Origin of the sequence: Bradyrhizobium sp. BRP20, from assembly GCF_020194215.1 — a bacterium.
GTDB lineage: Bacteria > Pseudomonadota > Alphaproteobacteria > Rhizobiales > Xanthobacteraceae > Bradyrhizobium > Bradyrhizobium yuanmingense.
The window spans coordinates 1-15138 of sequence record NZ_JADYVY010000025.1 but is presented as its reverse complement, the minus strand read 5'-3'; the positions used below and the strand labels follow the sequence as shown (position 1 = coordinate 15138).

The 15138-nt window shown below is 59.4% G+C and carries 10 protein-coding genes and 1 pseudogene; 5 read left to right on the top strand and 6 right to left on the bottom strand.

Annotated elements, in window-relative coordinates:
* Positions 1–633: 633 nt before the first annotated feature.
* A complete protein-coding gene (locus I6F33_RS34340) occupies positions 634–2118 on the bottom strand; it encodes an alkaline phosphatase family protein (RefSeq protein WP_225145461.1) in 1485 nt (494 codons plus the stop codon).
* Positions 2118–3263 carry a PLP-dependent aminotransferase family protein gene (locus I6F33_RS34335; RefSeq protein ID WP_225145460.1) on the bottom strand — a complete coding sequence of 382 codons (1146 nt, stop codon included), beginning with the start codon at positions 3261–3263 and terminating at the stop codon, positions 2118–2120. Before I6F33_RS34335 ends, I6F33_RS34340 begins: the two co-directional genes overlap by 1 nt.
* Before the next feature lie 1672 nt (positions 3264–4935).
* Between I6F33_RS34335 and I6F33_RS34330 the strand changes: the two genes are divergently transcribed.
* From I6F33_RS34330 to I6F33_RS38550, 3 genes are all read left to right on the top strand, one after another.
* Positions 4936–6081: a pyridoxal phosphate-dependent aminotransferase gene (locus tag I6F33_RS34330; protein ID WP_225145459.1), complete on the top strand. Its 1146-nt coding sequence runs from the start codon at positions 4936–4938 to the stop codon at positions 6079–6081.
* Between the two features lie 35 nt (positions 6082–6116).
* Positions 6117–6965 carry an isocitrate lyase/phosphoenolpyruvate mutase family protein gene (locus tag I6F33_RS34325; protein WP_225145458.1) on the top strand — a complete coding sequence of 283 codons (849 nt, stop codon included), beginning with the start codon at positions 6117–6119 and terminating at the stop codon, positions 6963–6965.
* Between the two features lie 354 nt (positions 6966–7319).
* Positions 7320–7673: a LysR family transcriptional regulator gene (locus I6F33_RS38550; protein ID WP_346656710.1), complete on the top strand. Its 354-nt coding sequence runs from the start codon at positions 7320–7322 to the stop codon at positions 7671–7673.
* Between the two features lie 825 nt (positions 7674–8498).
* Here I6F33_RS38550 and I6F33_RS34315 read toward each other — a convergent pair.
* Positions 8499–10004, bottom strand: coding sequence for a porin (locus I6F33_RS34315; protein WP_225145495.1), 1506 nt, complete (start codon positions 10002–10004; stop codon positions 8499–8501).
* 885 nt (positions 10005–10889) lie between these two features.
* On the opposite strand from I6F33_RS34315, the gene I6F33_RS34310 reads away from it, so the two are divergent.
* Positions 10890–11189 (top strand): helix-turn-helix domain-containing protein, encoded by a 300-nt coding sequence (locus tag I6F33_RS34310; protein ID WP_225145457.1) that lies wholly within the window; start codon positions 10890–10892, stop codon positions 11187–11189.
* On the opposite strand, the pseudogene I6F33_RS34305 reads toward I6F33_RS34310, so the two are convergent.
* Positions 11147–11404 (bottom strand): annotated as a pseudogene (locus I6F33_RS34305) (transposase); the annotation flags it as partial. The gene I6F33_RS34310 and the pseudogene I6F33_RS34305 sit on opposite strands and share 43 nt — an antisense overlap.
* Positions 11405–11850: 446 nt before the next feature.
* Between I6F33_RS34305 and I6F33_RS34300 the strand changes: the two are divergent.
* Entirely contained in the window at positions 11851–12798 is a 948-nt protein-coding gene (locus tag I6F33_RS34300; protein ID WP_225145456.1) for a toll/interleukin-1 receptor domain-containing protein, read from the top strand.
* Between the two features lie 30 nt (positions 12799–12828).
* Here I6F33_RS34300 and I6F33_RS34295 read toward each other — a convergent pair whose 3' ends face one another.
* Positions 12829–13071 carry a hypothetical protein gene (locus I6F33_RS34295; protein ID WP_225145455.1) on the bottom strand — a complete coding sequence of 81 codons (243 nt, stop codon included), beginning with the start codon at positions 13069–13071 and terminating at the stop codon, positions 12829–12831.
* A gap of 1830 nt (positions 13072–14901) precedes the next feature.
* Positions 14902–15138, bottom strand: a 237-nt coding sequence (locus tag I6F33_RS34290; protein WP_225145454.1) for a hypothetical protein, incomplete at its 5' end; no start/stop codon positions are given.

Here is a 15138-nt window from a genome sequence, read left to right as displayed (position 1 = left end):
CGCGATGCTAGAATTGGACTCGGCCAAATACGCCCGAGGCGCGGCAACAACAACGAACTGACCGCATATTGCGAGCGTCCGCGCAACCAAACGCAAGCGGCGCGCTGCCCCTGCGGAGCGCTCACGGTCCACGTCTAAGCGCACTTCGGACCTTCAGGTATTATCCGAGTGGGCAGGATCCATTGATGTCCATACCCTCGATGCCTGCTCGGCGTCGGCATACCCGACCGATTGCCAACTTATATTTTGGTACGCGCTTTTTGTTCCTTCGAACATTGATTGTGATCAACCGGTCTGCATCGGCGCCACAACACTGCTGGCCTGGACTGATGGTGCTACGGCCGATCCGGCTGTCGACGGCGGATTGCAAACCAGACGAGCTCCCACCGCCCACACAGCACGAATCTGACAAGACCCGCGAATCCAAGACATCGCGCGTTGCGGCAATGAGACGGATACGCTGAACTCGATTGAAGTCCCGAGGCCGGCGCCTTGGCACCTCAAAGGCCGACACCATCGCGGACTTGTTCGTGTTGATCGCATCGATCTTTTCTCAACAAATGAGCGACATGATCTGACAGATGCACATGATCCGCGATGGGCGCTTGGCGTTAAACCGTTGGGCCTCGCACTTCAATAGGAATTCCAACCGCCGGCAATGTAACAGGCGTGGCCGACATGCTCGCGCCGGAGCAACTGTCTATAGCCTCCAAGGCGCGTCTCGAAGCTTTCCTCGCGTACAGGACTCTCGAAGGCCTCGAACGGCCGGAGCAGTTCATGGAGCACCCGTCCGCTCATCGTCTGGGGTGCTTCAATGCCAAGCAGATCCAGAATTGTCGGTGCGATGTCGCAAATACCTGACGCAACGAAAGATGCGCATCCGGCATTCGGGAACGCTAATCCTGCGACGAGGCCGACTGCTGCGAGCTCCTTCGGATGGAGACCGCCGTGAACGCCGAGACCCGCCCGGCGGTCGTTGTCATAGAAGGTGCCGCCTAGGAGGCCGAACGGGTCGATGGTATCGTCGGCACGGAAGGAAAACGTGACGTCCGGGGCGCGGGGATGATCCGCAAAAATCAGGCGATTTGAGAGGCTCCCGGCGGCGATGCCGTTGACGTCGTCTTTCGCACGCGTGAACAGCGGACCGCACCACGGCTCGGATGTCATGGCCGTAACCAGCCGCGCGACGTTTGCCTCCTCTGGATTGGCAAGATAGAGAGCACCAACTTGGCCAGGCACCACCACCACGTCAACATCGGCAGACGGCGCCGTACCGGGGTTGAACCCTGCCGCACGCAGACTATTGGTGACTGAGACCCGCGTATGGCCGGTGATATGGCCGTGGTCCGAGACCGCGAAGATCTGAACCCCAGCCTGCTTTCCCTCGGCCTGCCACCAGTCGAGCACGCGACCGAACTGGTGGTCGCAATGAGCGATGATGGAGCGCGTCGCCTCGGCACCGGTGCCGTGAAAATGCGAGGTGACGTCCGGCTCACCATAGGAAAGGATCGTCACGTCGGGACGATATTTCGGCCAAACGACGTCGAGAAAGGCGGATGTAATCCAATCCTGTCCAGTGCGATCGGGCTCCGTTTTCGGTGGAGCTGGAGGCAATGGGCCGAAACGCCTTTCGATCTCGGTGAGCACATCGTGTGGCGTACAGGCCTCGCGAAAATGACCGGACAGACGGATTTGCCCGAAATCCTCCGCCTTGTGGTGGAACAGCCTGGTGGTACCCGCTGTATTGGTGGCGAGGACAGCGAGGCTGCGCCCCTTCGCCGCCAAGATCTCGCCGAGCGATGGCGCCGAATAAAGCCGGCCACAGCTCTCGACATCGAGCCGGCGTAGCAGAACCGCATCGGACGTGTCGATATAGCGCGGCGGGGTCACGGCTCGATCGAGATATTTGTTACCGACCATGCCATGGCGGTCGGCCGTGGCGCCGGTGACAAGGCTCGGGAAAGCGGATCGGGTTTCGCTCGGATAAATGGTGCGATGCTTCGCAAGCGTCACCCCAGCCGCCTTCATACGCCAAAGATGAGGGGTCAATTGCGGGCTAATGAGGTCGGGGCGCAAACCATCAAAGCTCGCGATAATAAAACGGTGATCGCGAGACATCAGCGAACGCCCGCCATAGCCCCTAGATTTCGAGCCTCTTGGAGAACACCTCCCACCACAGCCATAGCCGCCTCCAACTCATCGCGGCTCTCAGGGCTGCCGATGACAAGACGGACGTGATTTAGAGGCAACTTCGGATCAGTTGCAAAAATCCGCCCAGGACGGATAGTGATATGTCTTGAAGCGCATTGGGCAACCAGCTCGTCCTGATCAATGATCTCGCCAAGATCGACCCAAAGGAAAAGCGCATCCGGCCGGGTGCGAAATGAGATGCCACTGAGCCATTGCGTGGCAATCCTCTGTCTGGCGGCCGCCTCTTCTCTGACGCCGGCTACGATCTCTTCCATTGAACCACGGGCGAGCCAGAAGTTCACCAGTTCGACAGAGAAAGGGGCGGCAAACCAGGTCGACATGCCATAGAAGCGGTCAAGCGTTGTTTGCGCCGCCTTGCCATGAGGCGCAACGAGATAGCCAACCCGAACACCAGGGCCGACGCATTTGGCAAAACTTGTGATATGCCATGTCATCTCGGGCGCCAATGCGCCAAAGGGAGCTGGAACGCTCTCCGCGAGCACTCCATACACATCATCTTCGATGATGCTCACTCCATATTGCCTCGCGATTTGAACGATTCGTTGCCGCCGCTGGAGCGACATGACGATCGTTGTCGGGTTGTGGATAGTCGGCATCAGAAAAAGTGCTTTTGGCGCAAACATGCGGCATGCTGTCTCGAACGACTCGGGTTCGGCGCCATCGTTATCCATCGCTATTGTTTCGGTTCGGATGCCCTGAAGATGCGCATGCTTGCGAAAACCGTAATAGGTGAGCTCCTCCGTTAAGATGGTGTCGCCCGGCGCAGCGACTGATGCGAGGGCAAGAACCATCGCGCTCTGGGCCCCATTGGTGAGGATGATCCGTTGCGGATCGACAGCCCGCTCAAAGCGCAATGCCAGCCACTTGGCGGCATGACCTTTGTCCACCTCTGTTCCGGAAAACCGATGTTGTCTCACGCCTTTTTGGATCTCCGTTGAATCACTGAGTGCACGAAGGCTCTCTCTGACTGTCTCTTTCAGGTTCGCACAAGCCGGTGGAGTTGACCGTTCAAGGCTAATAGGCGCCGTTCGGGCCTGATGATCTCTAGACATGTGCTGGTTCCGTCGTTGGTGATTGGATGTTTCGTGATACGAGGCTCAAGGGTGTCGGGCCATGTAGTGCATCAGAAATCGCTGGGAACGATCGCCGGGGAACAGTAAAGCCCGTCACCATCTTCCTGCGTCACGATGCAGGATTTGCAGATGCGCTCGCCCGCAGGTTTATGGCCCTGCGTGGAGTTAATGAGAGCCTCGAACATCACGATCCGGCGCGCGCCCCTCAATGGAGGACTCGCATTTGCGGCCCACGGCCTTGCCAGCACTTCTTGGCGTAAGCGCGCTGGGCTCACACTTGCGCGGCGTCCAAAGACATGAATGCCTGGCCCGCAACGTGCGGCAACAAAAGCGGATGCCGGCCCGGGTCGGGGCAGGATGAGCATCGCAGTCGACAGCCCGATGGCCCGTGAGATCAACATCGCGATCCGAGCTTGCCGACTGAAGAGACATACGAGCCGCGCAGTCGAACAGCTGCTGCCTACGAATCTAGGTTCCAATCGAGCCCTTCCATATCGTCGCGAAAAGTCGCAGCGAACGAGAACCATTGCACTTCTCTCATCTCATCGGCCGCCGATGGTTAGGAGCTTCAAAACCCGGCTTGCTACAGTTGGATGACAGTCAGCGAATACTTCGATGCAAACCAACCAAATATGCGATACATCCCAGACGAGATGTCGAAGGGCGAAGTAACGTGTTCCTTTCTGAGAGATTGGCCGCGAAGAGAGTACGCGCTTGCTGCGAATGGCCCGGGCACATGCTCGTTTAGATCCGGCGCAGCGCCCTATCTCGCTCGAAGCCGATCACCCGCGCAGTCGCAACAATGCACTGTCTACGTCCGTCAGCCCCTCGCCGGGTTGCCGTTGAGGCCCCGCAGACGCTCGTCAACTGCTGAGCGCTGGCTGCTTCGACAAGGTGGATGCGAACTGCTCGCCCGTCACGCCCCATTTACGATTGTTATCCGAGGTTCGTTCAAGATCTCCAATCGTTCCCGTCGAGTGGGATAGAACTGCAAACCAACTCATCAGCTCACCATGGATGTACACGACCACTCGTCATTTGAAGCACAGGTCAATGCGAGCCTTTGCTGATGTCCTTCAGACCATTGGGGCATCTACGACTTGGCGGAATCTGATCGGCCTGGATGCAGCGCAATCGCCACCAGCGGCTTGCGTGCTGCTAGTACGCTCTATCCATCGTTACCCGTTGCTCTAGCCGGGCGCGCCTTCCCGCAGATCCGTCGCGAACATACAGAGCGAGGAACCGAGCCGGCATGCGGTGGTGCAAAAAGATCGATCACGTCGACTGATGGCATTCAAGCCTCAACCGTCGCCGCGCAGACTGTTCACCCGACACGCTTCCGCGGCGGTTCCTCGCCGTACGCAGAGGCGTGGGGCTGACAGGCGGTATCAAGTGCCGAACCGAGGCCGGCGCCCGCGAGCCTTCCATCGCCGTCTGCAGGGTCCGCAGATGCGGCGGGTCCGGCGGAGACGGCAATTAAGCATCGTCACTTTCGATTGTTTCATGTAAAAACCTGATTGTGCGATTGGCTCGACTCTTTGGGAGCGGGTAGGAACTGCCAAGAAATGGTCATTGCAAGTCCGAAGGTCCTCTTATCTTGTCTCTTATTGCAGGGCGCCTCCGCGCCGTCCGCCCCTCTGAAACCAAAGCCATGACAGCGCGTGCCGCCGAACTGCGCGAGCAAGGCATCGATGTGATTACGCTCAGCCAGGGCGAACCGGATTTCGAGACGCCAGCGGCTGTTTGCGAAGCCGGCATCCGGGCAATCCGCGGCGGCCGGACGAAGTACACTGCGGTCGCCGGGATCAAGCCGTTACGTCAAGCGATCCGCGAGAGCTTCAGCCGTGACCACGGGCTCGATTACGCTCTGGACCAGATCACGGTCGGCTGTGGTGCCAAGCAGGTTGTGTTCAACGCGCTCTTTGCCAGCCTCAATCCGGGCGACGAGGTTGTGATCCCGACGCCGTGCTGGGTCTCCTATCCCGATATGGTGGCGCTCGCCGGCGGCAAGCCGGTTCTTGTCGCCTGCGATGAGCTCGATGGTTTCAAGCTCCGTCCCGAGGCGCTGGAGGCAGCGATCACGCCGCAAACTAAGTGGTTGATGCTGAATTCGCCATGCAACCCAACCGGTGCAGTCTACAGCCGAAGCGAGTTGCTTGCGCTCGCCGCGGTGCTGCGGCGACATGCGCAAATTCACGTGCTGTCGGACGACATTTATGAAAAGCTCACCTATGAGGCCGACTTTGCGACCATGGCCGCCGTCGCGCCCGACCTCTATGAGCGCACTTTGACCGTCAACGGCGTGTCCAAGGCCGATGCAATGACTGGATGGCGCGTCGGTTACGGTGCGGGGCCTCTCCCATTGATTAAGGCCATGAACCTCATCCAAGGCCAGACGTCGTCACACACCAGCTCGGTTTCGCAATACGCCGCCATTGAGGCATTGTCTGGCGGACGGGACCATATCGATGAATTCCTGCGCGCCTTTCTGGAGCGCCGCGACCTCGTGATTAGCAAGCTGAACCAGGCCGAGGGCTTATCGTGCCGGGTGCCGGACGGAGCCTTTTACGTTTTTCCCTCCTGCGCGGGCGTCATCGGCAAGCGCACGCCCGGCGGCAAGGTGATCGAAACCGATGCCGATTTCGCCATGTATTTGCTCGACGCATTCGCCGTAGCCGTCGTGCCCGGCAGCGGCTTTATGGCCTCGCCCTATATCCGTATTTCATATGCCTCTTCACTCGAGGACCTCACCCGCGCCTGTGATCGCATCATCGCCGCCTGCGCGGCCCTGTCCTGAAAGATCTGCCGATGCCCCCGGCCAAATGCCTCCGCATGCGCCTATCCGAAACCAGCCTCCTCCACATCATGGCTGCCCATAGTCCTCTTTCAGCTATTCTCGCCGAAGAAGCGGGATTTGATGGCCTGTGGGCCTCCGGCTTCGAGCTGTCGGCGCTTTACGGGCTGGCGGATATGAGCCTGATTTCGATGACGCAGCATCTGGATACGCTGCGGGCGATCGCCGGCCGCACGACGCTGCCAATCATCGCGGACATCGACACGGGCTACGGCAACGCAATCAATGTCATCCATGCTATCGGCGAATATGAGTGCGCCGGCGCCAGCGCCGTCGTCATCGAGGACAAGACTTTTCCAAAGGTCACGAGCCTTGCGGCCGATGGGCGCCAGGAACTGCTGCGGATTGAGGAATTCCAGGGCAAGATCGAGGCTGCCATCGCGACAAGACGGGACCCGGATTTCCTCGTGATCGCGCGCACCGAGGCCTTGATCGCTGGCCTCGGCAAAGCTGAAGCTCTGCAGCGCGCCCACGCCTATGTGGACGCCGGCGCCGACATGATCCTGATCCACTCGAAAAAGCGGGATCCATCCGAGATCGAAAGCTTTTCGCGCGCCTGGACCGGACCGGTGCCGCTGGTGATCGTGCCGAACGCCTATCCAGATCTCGACGCCGAAAGGGTCAAGGCGCTGGGCAATGTCCGTATGATGATCTATGGCAATTACGGTATCCGCGCTGCTGCAACTGCCATGCAGGAGACTTTCCGCCGGATCATTGCTGACGGTGGCGTCCAGAACGTCCACAAGGATATTCTGCCGGTGGAGGAGATTTTCAGGCTCCAGAAGATGCACGAGGTCAACGCCGCTGAAGCTCGCTTCCTTCGCTAAACGCGGTGTTTTGATGCCTCCGCAACTCACGCGATCTTGAGGCAATACTTCGCGACCAAGCACCGTTCAGGCCCCATCCGCAGCTTTGGGACGATTTTGGTAAGACGGCTTTATCCTCCAGCGAGCCGCGTACTATCGACGGCGAGACCAGTGATCACGCCGCCCCAACGGCTGCCATCTGAAAACGCGACCGCCGCCGATCAATCAAATCCGCAAAATCAGATCGTACGAAGCGTACTGAAACGCGACTTTTCCCCTCGACAGACTGTCGACAGGCAGTACTCCGGCTGCACACATCGAAGAGTGTGATGGGGCACTCCTCGTCTCGTCGTTTGGCAATGGCCTGCCCAGCAGATGATGGCTGCCGAACACGATGAAGTGCCCCTCAATGCAATCCGGGCGTTTGTGACCATTGCCCGCGAAGGAAGCGTGACACGCGCAGCCAGGACATCGGGAACGACACAGAGCTCGATCAGCCGCTACCGGGCTGTGCTACAAAACTATCTCGGTACTGACCTTGTGGAACGGTGTCCCCGCCGACGTCCTCCGACGATTTCGACATCTCATTACCCGCGACTCATTGAACCGGCAGACGACTGGGAAATCTATAATGAGGCGATCGTATGCGTCGGCTCTCCAAATCACGTCGCGGGAAGAGCCGTCTCAATCGCGTTCAATGCCACTTCTCAACATCAAGTTTCGGCCTGACATACTGCCGACATGGCTGAGGGCGATGGACCTGATATCGATATGATCACAATTACCTTGCTCTGCCCGCGGTCATAGCCGGCAAATGCCTTCTGGTGGCGCAGAGATTCTTATCGGCGATCTCGTGGCGTCCTGCAGGTGATACTCGGATCGCGCACTCCCAGTGGCATGCAATATGGGCCTATGCAGTCGATCATAGTGGGCAATCCTAAAATTGCCCGCGCCTTTTGCCGGTGGGTCGCTCGGCTCTGCAAGAAGGCCGCAGTTTTGGAAGCAGGCTAACGTCGCAGGGAGCTTATGACTGGGGCGACGGCGTCACTTTCGACTGGCGAAACCGCATCCAGCATCGGCGCGTTCACGCGACCTAGCGCGACATTGCCGCACATGGCGCTCAGGTCCCGTCGATGTCCATCAGATACCAAGCGCGCGACCAATGCGATCGCCGCGCACGACCTGGTCCAGCATCCGACGCGAGCGACGTTGTAAGCATTCGGTGTACCGGGCGAGCATCAATTCGATTGGATGTACGGCGGCATTGACGGTTTCATGCTGCGAACGCTTTCGCGGCGCATGGTAGCGACGCTGCATGCAACGGTTGGCGAGAAGGTACTGTGACAACCTCGATTGGACCACGACACCTTCTGATCCGCTATCTCGAGCGGCAACAATATGCTGAGTGGAGCTTGGTTGTACGGAAGGCGGCCGACGCGCGCGTCGGCCGCCTTCCCAATGATGTTAGCACCGAGCTAGCCGCCCGATCGAGGACGGTCGCCTCGAGCCTTGTGAACTCTTCTGGAGCATATTTCCGCCCGCCGAAGCGACGACCTACCAATTGCGCTGGACGCGCAGGAGCATACTGAACGCGCTCTGGTTCTTGAGTTCATATACTGCGGCAGGTTTGGCGACTGTCGTAACTGCCGGCGCCGCCATAGTGCCAGAATATTTCTGATCGAGGAATGTGGCGAACAGATCCGCGGAGAACGTCAGGTTTCTGACCGGCGTCCAGCGCGTAACCGTGCCGACCGCAGCAATATTGAAGTCGGGGTTGCAGACGCCTTTCAACCCGAGTGCGGCCATGCCAGCGCTGCCGCAAATCTGAGCCTTGGCCGCATCGGTGTAGCGAATAGCGGCCCACCCGCCATAAACCGCAGTGTTCCAATAGGGACCCCAGTTATGAATGTAACCACCGTTGAAGCCGTACGTCGTGGTCAGCTGAAAAGCCGTGCTAGTTGCCGCTGTCGAGCCGGAATAGATGGCATCAGCAACGCCGGCGAAACCAAGGCTCTGATACGCACCGGCTCGGCTAGTGCCCCCGTACATCGCCCACGCGGTCGGGATGTTTTCCTGGATGCTAAAGCTGCTGGCACCCTTGGTGTAAGCGGCCTGCAAATTGATCGTGTCTCCCGCGCCGGTCGGAATATTCTTGATCGATAGCGCCAGCTGACCGGCCCAACCCCACTTATCGTCGGCGTGTCCTGTGACTTCGCTCGCACCATAGTACGCCGCATGGTTGTTGTGCGCCGCGGCCGATGCCTGGAAGAGCCCCCAAGCCTGGTCGATCCGCATCATGCCGACAATATCGGGAGCCACGGTGCCGCCGTAACTCTGCGATCCGTAAGCACCCGTCACGATGCCGGCGGCCGTGGCATTCGTCGTATTCCAGATATTGGTCTGGTAATAGGCCGTTGGATCCTGCGCAGAAACGGTCGCCGTAATCCCCTGACCGAAGTCAGCCGTATAGCTGAGCTGGTTAACACCCGAGGCATCGCCACCGCCGCCCGGCAGACCATCGAAGAAGTTGTTGGCCGGATAGTTGGTCCAAGGAGCGCTGAACTGGGAGACCGCCTTTCCCATCGTAAAGCCCGCGAATTGGATGAAGGCATACCAGATGCTAAGGGTCCCGAGCCCGACGCCATCCCCTGAATACGCTGTTGCGCCCGATCCGGCCGCACTCGTCGAGCCCGTCTTCCAGGTAAAGTTCCCCTCAAAGAAGGTGCGGACCACGCCATATTCGCTTGCTGTACGCGTGTCGATGCTGAGGTCTGCGCGAGACCGAGCGGTGTAGGCATTGCTTAGGCGATTGTGCGCAGCACCGACACCGGAAACCGGGTTCAGAACAAAACTATTGCTGCCCAGCATCACATCGGCGCGAAGGAAACCACCCAGCTTGATGCAGGTGTCCGTGCCTGGGATGTAATAGAATCCGGCACCATACGAGGAGCACACCTTCACGTACTCGATCGCTTTGGCTTTGACTGGAAAATCGGCCGCCTGCACCCCGCCCGAGGCGATCAGGCCTGCCGCTGAAGCCAGCACAACCTTCTTAACAATCGTGGTCGAACAGAGCGCGAGCTCCTCAGCGCTCGCCTTAATCTCGACAGAGGGTGGCTTGCTCTCGGCCACTCCGGTCAACAAGCCCCGACGCTCCTCGCGACGGCGCTGCAACGACCGGAAGGATATTATAGAATAGCGGGTTGGCCCAACCGATCTTAGTCCGAAGATGTCTTTCAGCACCGAAGTTCTCCACTCAAAAGTACGCAAACATAGACCCCTATGTTTCTCACGTAGGAAAATACAAACCCGTCGATATCGGTGTTCGCCCCTGGCGTGCGCGACACCAAGCTAATGAGAAGCGAGCGCGCTACACATCAGGTGCTCGTGCTCGGCGCGACCGGACAACGCCAGCAACTCGCTGCGTGCAGGACATTCTCTGCGTGTTACAAAACGCTCGCCTCCAAACCTCAACTCAGCGCGCGCCACATACGCGGCAAGAAGACGAAATCGGGGCGCACGTGAACTGATCTTGGCGCGACTGCCAAGCAGGCGCGCACGACGCTCCATCGGAGCGCTCGCGATTCGATGAGGAAGCACAATGCCGGCCGTCGACTTGGCTTGCGCAAAGTCGCAAGGATGTATGCTAGCGAACTCAGTTGAACATTCCACGCATCTGTCTCCAGGACCGCGCTCGTTTCGCCGAGGCACTATCGTGTGGAAGCGATGGTCAGGTGACAGGCATCAACTAATGCGATGGACAGCCCTGAATTAGAGATGGGTTTGTTCGGAGGGCTCTAGGGGCTCCTCAAGCGAGGCGATGCCGCCCTTTCCCCGACCAAATGTGTGCGACAGTCCAGCGCCAGCGCAGACTCCGCTCATCCGTATCAGGAACAAACGTGCTGTAATATTTAGGTTTTATCCCGTGTTTTGATGATCTAACAAATGGCTGTTTTGGCGCATGAGAGCTCGTGCGCTGGTAGCCTGAATGTGCGCCGGATCCGCTTGGATCGCGGCATTCCGCAAGAGCAACTCGCTTACGATGCAGGCATCGACAACTCCTATATGAGCTGTCTGGAGCTCGGCAAGGCGAACCCGACGATTGATCTTCTCGAGCTTGCCGCCGAAACATTAGGCGTTCTCCTGTCTGACTTGCTTGTTCGGCCAGAGAAGGGGGCGACAGTTCCGAAGACCTTGCCGTACGCGTCGATTTCGCTGCTCGGCCAGCCGTTGGCGACACGCTGAAGCGTTAGGCTAAGCCAGGCGAACGGATCGACGTTGTTCATTTTGGCCGCCTGCAGCAGGGTTGCGATGATCGCCCAGGTTCGTCCGCCCCCGTCGCTGCTCGCGAAGAGGCTATTCTTTCTTGTAATTGTCTGTGGTCTGATGGCGCGCTCGACGATGTTGGAGTCGAGCTCAATGCGGCCATCGGTCAGGAAGCGTTCGAAGAGGGCACGGCGCACGCACGCCCCCAAAGCTCCCAAAAAGGAATCTCGTTCGCTCAAGCATCTGCCGAACCGCTGCCGGCCCAATTGGCGCCAACGAGGTGGCGAGACCTACGTCAGCACGTGGCGGAGACGCTCGCTGCCCACCTTTGCGCCAGCGGTGAACCCGGCCGATCGATCGTAAACAATCGATCGGACTTGAACTCGGCGTTTGTGCCTCCTATTTGAGGTCAATTCGATAATGACGTTGTTTAAGGAGCTTGCAATGCCGCGGCCGATCACGTGGTCCTGTTTGAATTGCGGAAACCGCTTCAACTCCGAAGAGCTCACGCCCGACGAGGTCCAGGAAGCTAGGCGGCGGAGGCAGCCTTTGTCGAAGATACATTGCCCGAGGTGCAATCGGACGGATCTCAGGCGCGAGAGCTAGATGCTCGGCACTTTCCGAAGCTGGAGTTGATAAGTTGACCACCGTATTTTTCTCATATTCCCACAGGGACGAAGACCTGCGGGACCGGCTGGAGATACATCTCTCTATGCTGAAGAAGCAAGGACTCATCGATGCTTGGCATGATAGGCGCATCAAGGCCGGCGACGAGGTCGATCACAGCATTGACTCCAACCTAAATGCAGCCGGCGTGATCCTTCTGTTGGTTTCACCCGATTTTCTGGCGTCCTCATACTGCTATGACGTCGAGATGCAGCGCGCGATGGAGCGCCACGAGGCCGGCGAGGCCCGGGTGATTCCGGTCATTCTGAGACACTGCGATTGGCACTCCGCGCCGTTCGGCAAGCTTCTGGCTGCACCGAAGGACGGGAAGCCGATCAAAGCATGGTCCGATATCGACGAGGCGTTTCTCGACGTCGTGAAGCAAATCCGAGCCGCCCTGCCCGCCAAGCTGGCCGCTAATTCGAAGGCGTCGAAAGCTTCTCCAGCTCCAATGTCGCCGCCCCTCTCGAACGCCAAACCGCGGTCCAGTAATCTGCGGCTGAAGAAAACGTTCACTGAAGCTGATCGAGATCGCTTCCTTCACGCAAGTTTCGACTTCATGGCTAATTTCTTCGAGGCCTCTTTGGTAGAGTTGGCCGAGCGGAACGAAGGTATCGAAGGCAACTTCCGCCGCATCGATGCCGATCGCTTCACCGCGGCCGTGTACAGGTACGGAAAGGCAATCGCGCGCTGCAAAATCAGCTTCGGCGGGGCATTCGGGCGCGGCATTTTGTTTGCATACAACGATCAGGCAGGCGACGGAACTATGAACGAGAGCCTCTCAGTTGAGGCGGCGGACGACGCTCTCTTTCTGAAGGCTCTCGGCATGGCGTCGTATGGTTCGATGGAAGACCGCAAGCTCTCGCAGGAAGCGGCTGCCGAGTATTACTGGTCCCTGTTCATCGAACCGCTCCAGCGGTAACACGAGTTCAAGGAAATCGCCGCACCGGGCTTAGGCGCCGGCTCCGCTGCTTTTGGCGCCGGGGTCATCGGCGCGCCGGCGATCGACGATCGACATCCCTTCCTCATGGATCAAAACGAAGGCGCCCGCAGCGGCGATCGCTCCGGGGGAGGACGAGTCTTGCTCAGGCGCTCTTCTCGCCCGCTTCCTCCCCGTCGACTCCACCATCTTCCTCCGATGCTCGATCGGGATGAACACCGCAACCAAGGCACAAGCAGCACCGATGGCAAGCATGCCAAGCCTCCGGAGAAGCTCGAGGTCGTTGCACGTAATCGGCGGTATACTGCCGCGCGATGCGTATGGGACGGCGTGGAGGGACAACGGCGAACGCCCGAGGGCAGCATGACCGGATCTCCTCCGGGACCAGGGAGCGTTGGTCCGGCCCGTTCGTGAAATGGGATGACCAGCCCGAGACGGTACCAGCCGCTGTCAAATCCATTATCGGCGCCTCGATGATGACCCGTACCGCTCCGTCGGCTCCCGTGTATGTCTGTCTCGACGTGGCGCTCCAGGAAGACGAGATTGCCCGAGCCCCGGCAGTCGCCCCCCTGAGCCGTTATCCTCAGCCGCGCGAACCCGTCGCCGGCGAAGCCCACGTCAAGAAGCACTTTCGCTGATCTGAGTCGAGCGAGCTTGTTGTGGTCCCGGTCGGCCGTTACGAAAGGGCGGACCAAGCCTGGAAGAACCGCATCACGTTCGTCGAAGCCGTCGGCGCGCGCGTCATCTGCGACTTGAAGTGCGGCGCAGGATTCCCGAGCCCTCATCCGGCATTTTTGGCCGTGCCAGCGCAGTATTTCGGCGCGTCCGCCATTGGAGGCCCTTGAAGCGGTAGATGCTATCGTCAGTCTGGATTGGCCGGATCTTGCCGGAGCTCTCGGTCATCGTCGTGATCGGAGGCGAAACGCCAAGATCATCTCGATTTCTCCCGACGAGCGGCTACACAACGGATAGTCGTTCGATCACTTCGGCTTGCCGGAGCTGACGCTCAAGCTTTCGGTACGCCCGCAATCGTTCGTGTCGTCTGCCGTCGCTCTACTTGGCTATGCGAGCAACGGCGCCACTCCGTCGCCTCGTCCGTTCTCGCACGTCGACATGAAAACGCTCCCCTTGACTGATCTGGCCTTGGCATTCGAAGGCGCCCGCGGGAAGACCCCCATCTGCATCTCGCGCCTGCCCTTCGGTTGACCGGAAGGGCCCACTCGGTTCGACGATCCCTAGCCTTCTTGGGCTACGACGGGGCGGCGGCAGCGGATCAACCCCCAGCATCACAGTAGGCGCGGCGGGACGGGTACGAACGAAAACCTGTGGCGATCAGAAACCCGACTATCGCGGCTCTGCTGGCGGCGACCGATGCGAAGATGGATTCAGAAGCGGCGCTTCCCGGCGCCGTCGACATGTTGCACAACGCTGGCATCTCAACTGCGCGCCTCCCTCCCAGGATTTCGGGGTCAGGCTACAATGGAGCCCAACTCGCGCGAAACTGGGGAAATCCCCGGCAAACTGCCTCGAGGCGCTACCCGCAATCCCCTGCAATTGTGCGCAGGACATGACGGCACCTACGGTCGGTCCCACAGACCTATTCGACGGAATCGTCCATAAAGGGTACGCCTATTTCGCTCCGCCGCCGGCTCGTCCGGAGGATCCGGCCGAGGCTTTGCGGGCAGGCTGCAGTAACCGCGTCAACGGCGCCGGCCACTCTCTCAATGAGCCGAGTGCAAAATACCGTCGTGAGCAGAGGATTCCGGCGCTCGCTGTGCCATCCGGATAGAACGCTCCCGGCCGGGTCGGGTCGTGCTCGCTGAGGCATGACACCAGCAGTGCGGAGCTGGCGGCGTCCTGGCAGTAAAGGTGGCCTGACTTATGGTGCCGGTTCCCGTCAGCGGGTCGACTGAGCATTGAGCGAAGACGCTAACGCGGCTCCAGCTCATTCTAAGCCAGTACGGCAATCTCCTCGTGGCCGGCGAAGGCATCGCTGAGATGGTTCCGTCGGGACATGCCTGTGATTGGGTGGGTTCGATAACGGCCGTTATCAGCAGATTAGAGGCCCTAAGGCTGCGTGCGGAACTACAGCGTGTGCTCATAAACGTCAGCTTGCCAGCGTAAAGCGGAAGTCTCCCACCTTTTGTGTGATCGCGCCTTGGACCCGAAGCCGAAATTGCCGATTGGAGCCCAAGCTGACCTTGCCCCCATATGTGGAACGGCCCGCGAGGCAAGAGCTTTTTCAGTCGATTTCACACATTGGGACGGTGCGGTCATATGTCCGGCCTTTGCGCGCGGCACAATATGGCCGCTGGCCTCGAT

Coding starts and splice junctions, on each gene's coding strand:
- I6F33_RS34340 (WP_225145461.1), bottom strand. CDS start 2,118: ATGTCTCGCGATCACCGTTTTATTATCGCGAGCTTTGATGGTTTGCGC.
- I6F33_RS34335 (WP_225145460.1), bottom strand. CDS start 3,263: ATGTCTAGAGATCATCAGGCCCGAACGGCGCCTATTAGCCTTGAACGG.
- I6F33_RS34330 (WP_225145459.1), top strand. CDS start 4,936: ATGACAGCGCGTGCCGCCGAACTGCGCGAGCAAGGCATCGATGTGATT.
- I6F33_RS34325 (WP_225145458.1), top strand. CDS start 6,117: ATGCGCCTATCCGAAACCAGCCTCCTCCACATCATGGCTGCCCATAGT.
- I6F33_RS38550 (WP_346656710.1), top strand. CDS start 7,320: ATGATGGCTGCCGAACACGATGAAGTGCCCCTCAATGCAATCCGGGCG.
- I6F33_RS34310 (WP_225145457.1), top strand. CDS start 10,890: ATGGCTGTTTTGGCGCATGAGAGCTCGTGCGCTGGTAGCCTGAATGTG.
- I6F33_RS34295 (WP_225145455.1), bottom strand. CDS start 13,071: ATGCTTGCCATCGGTGCTGCTTGTGCCTTGGTTGCGGTGTTCATCCCG.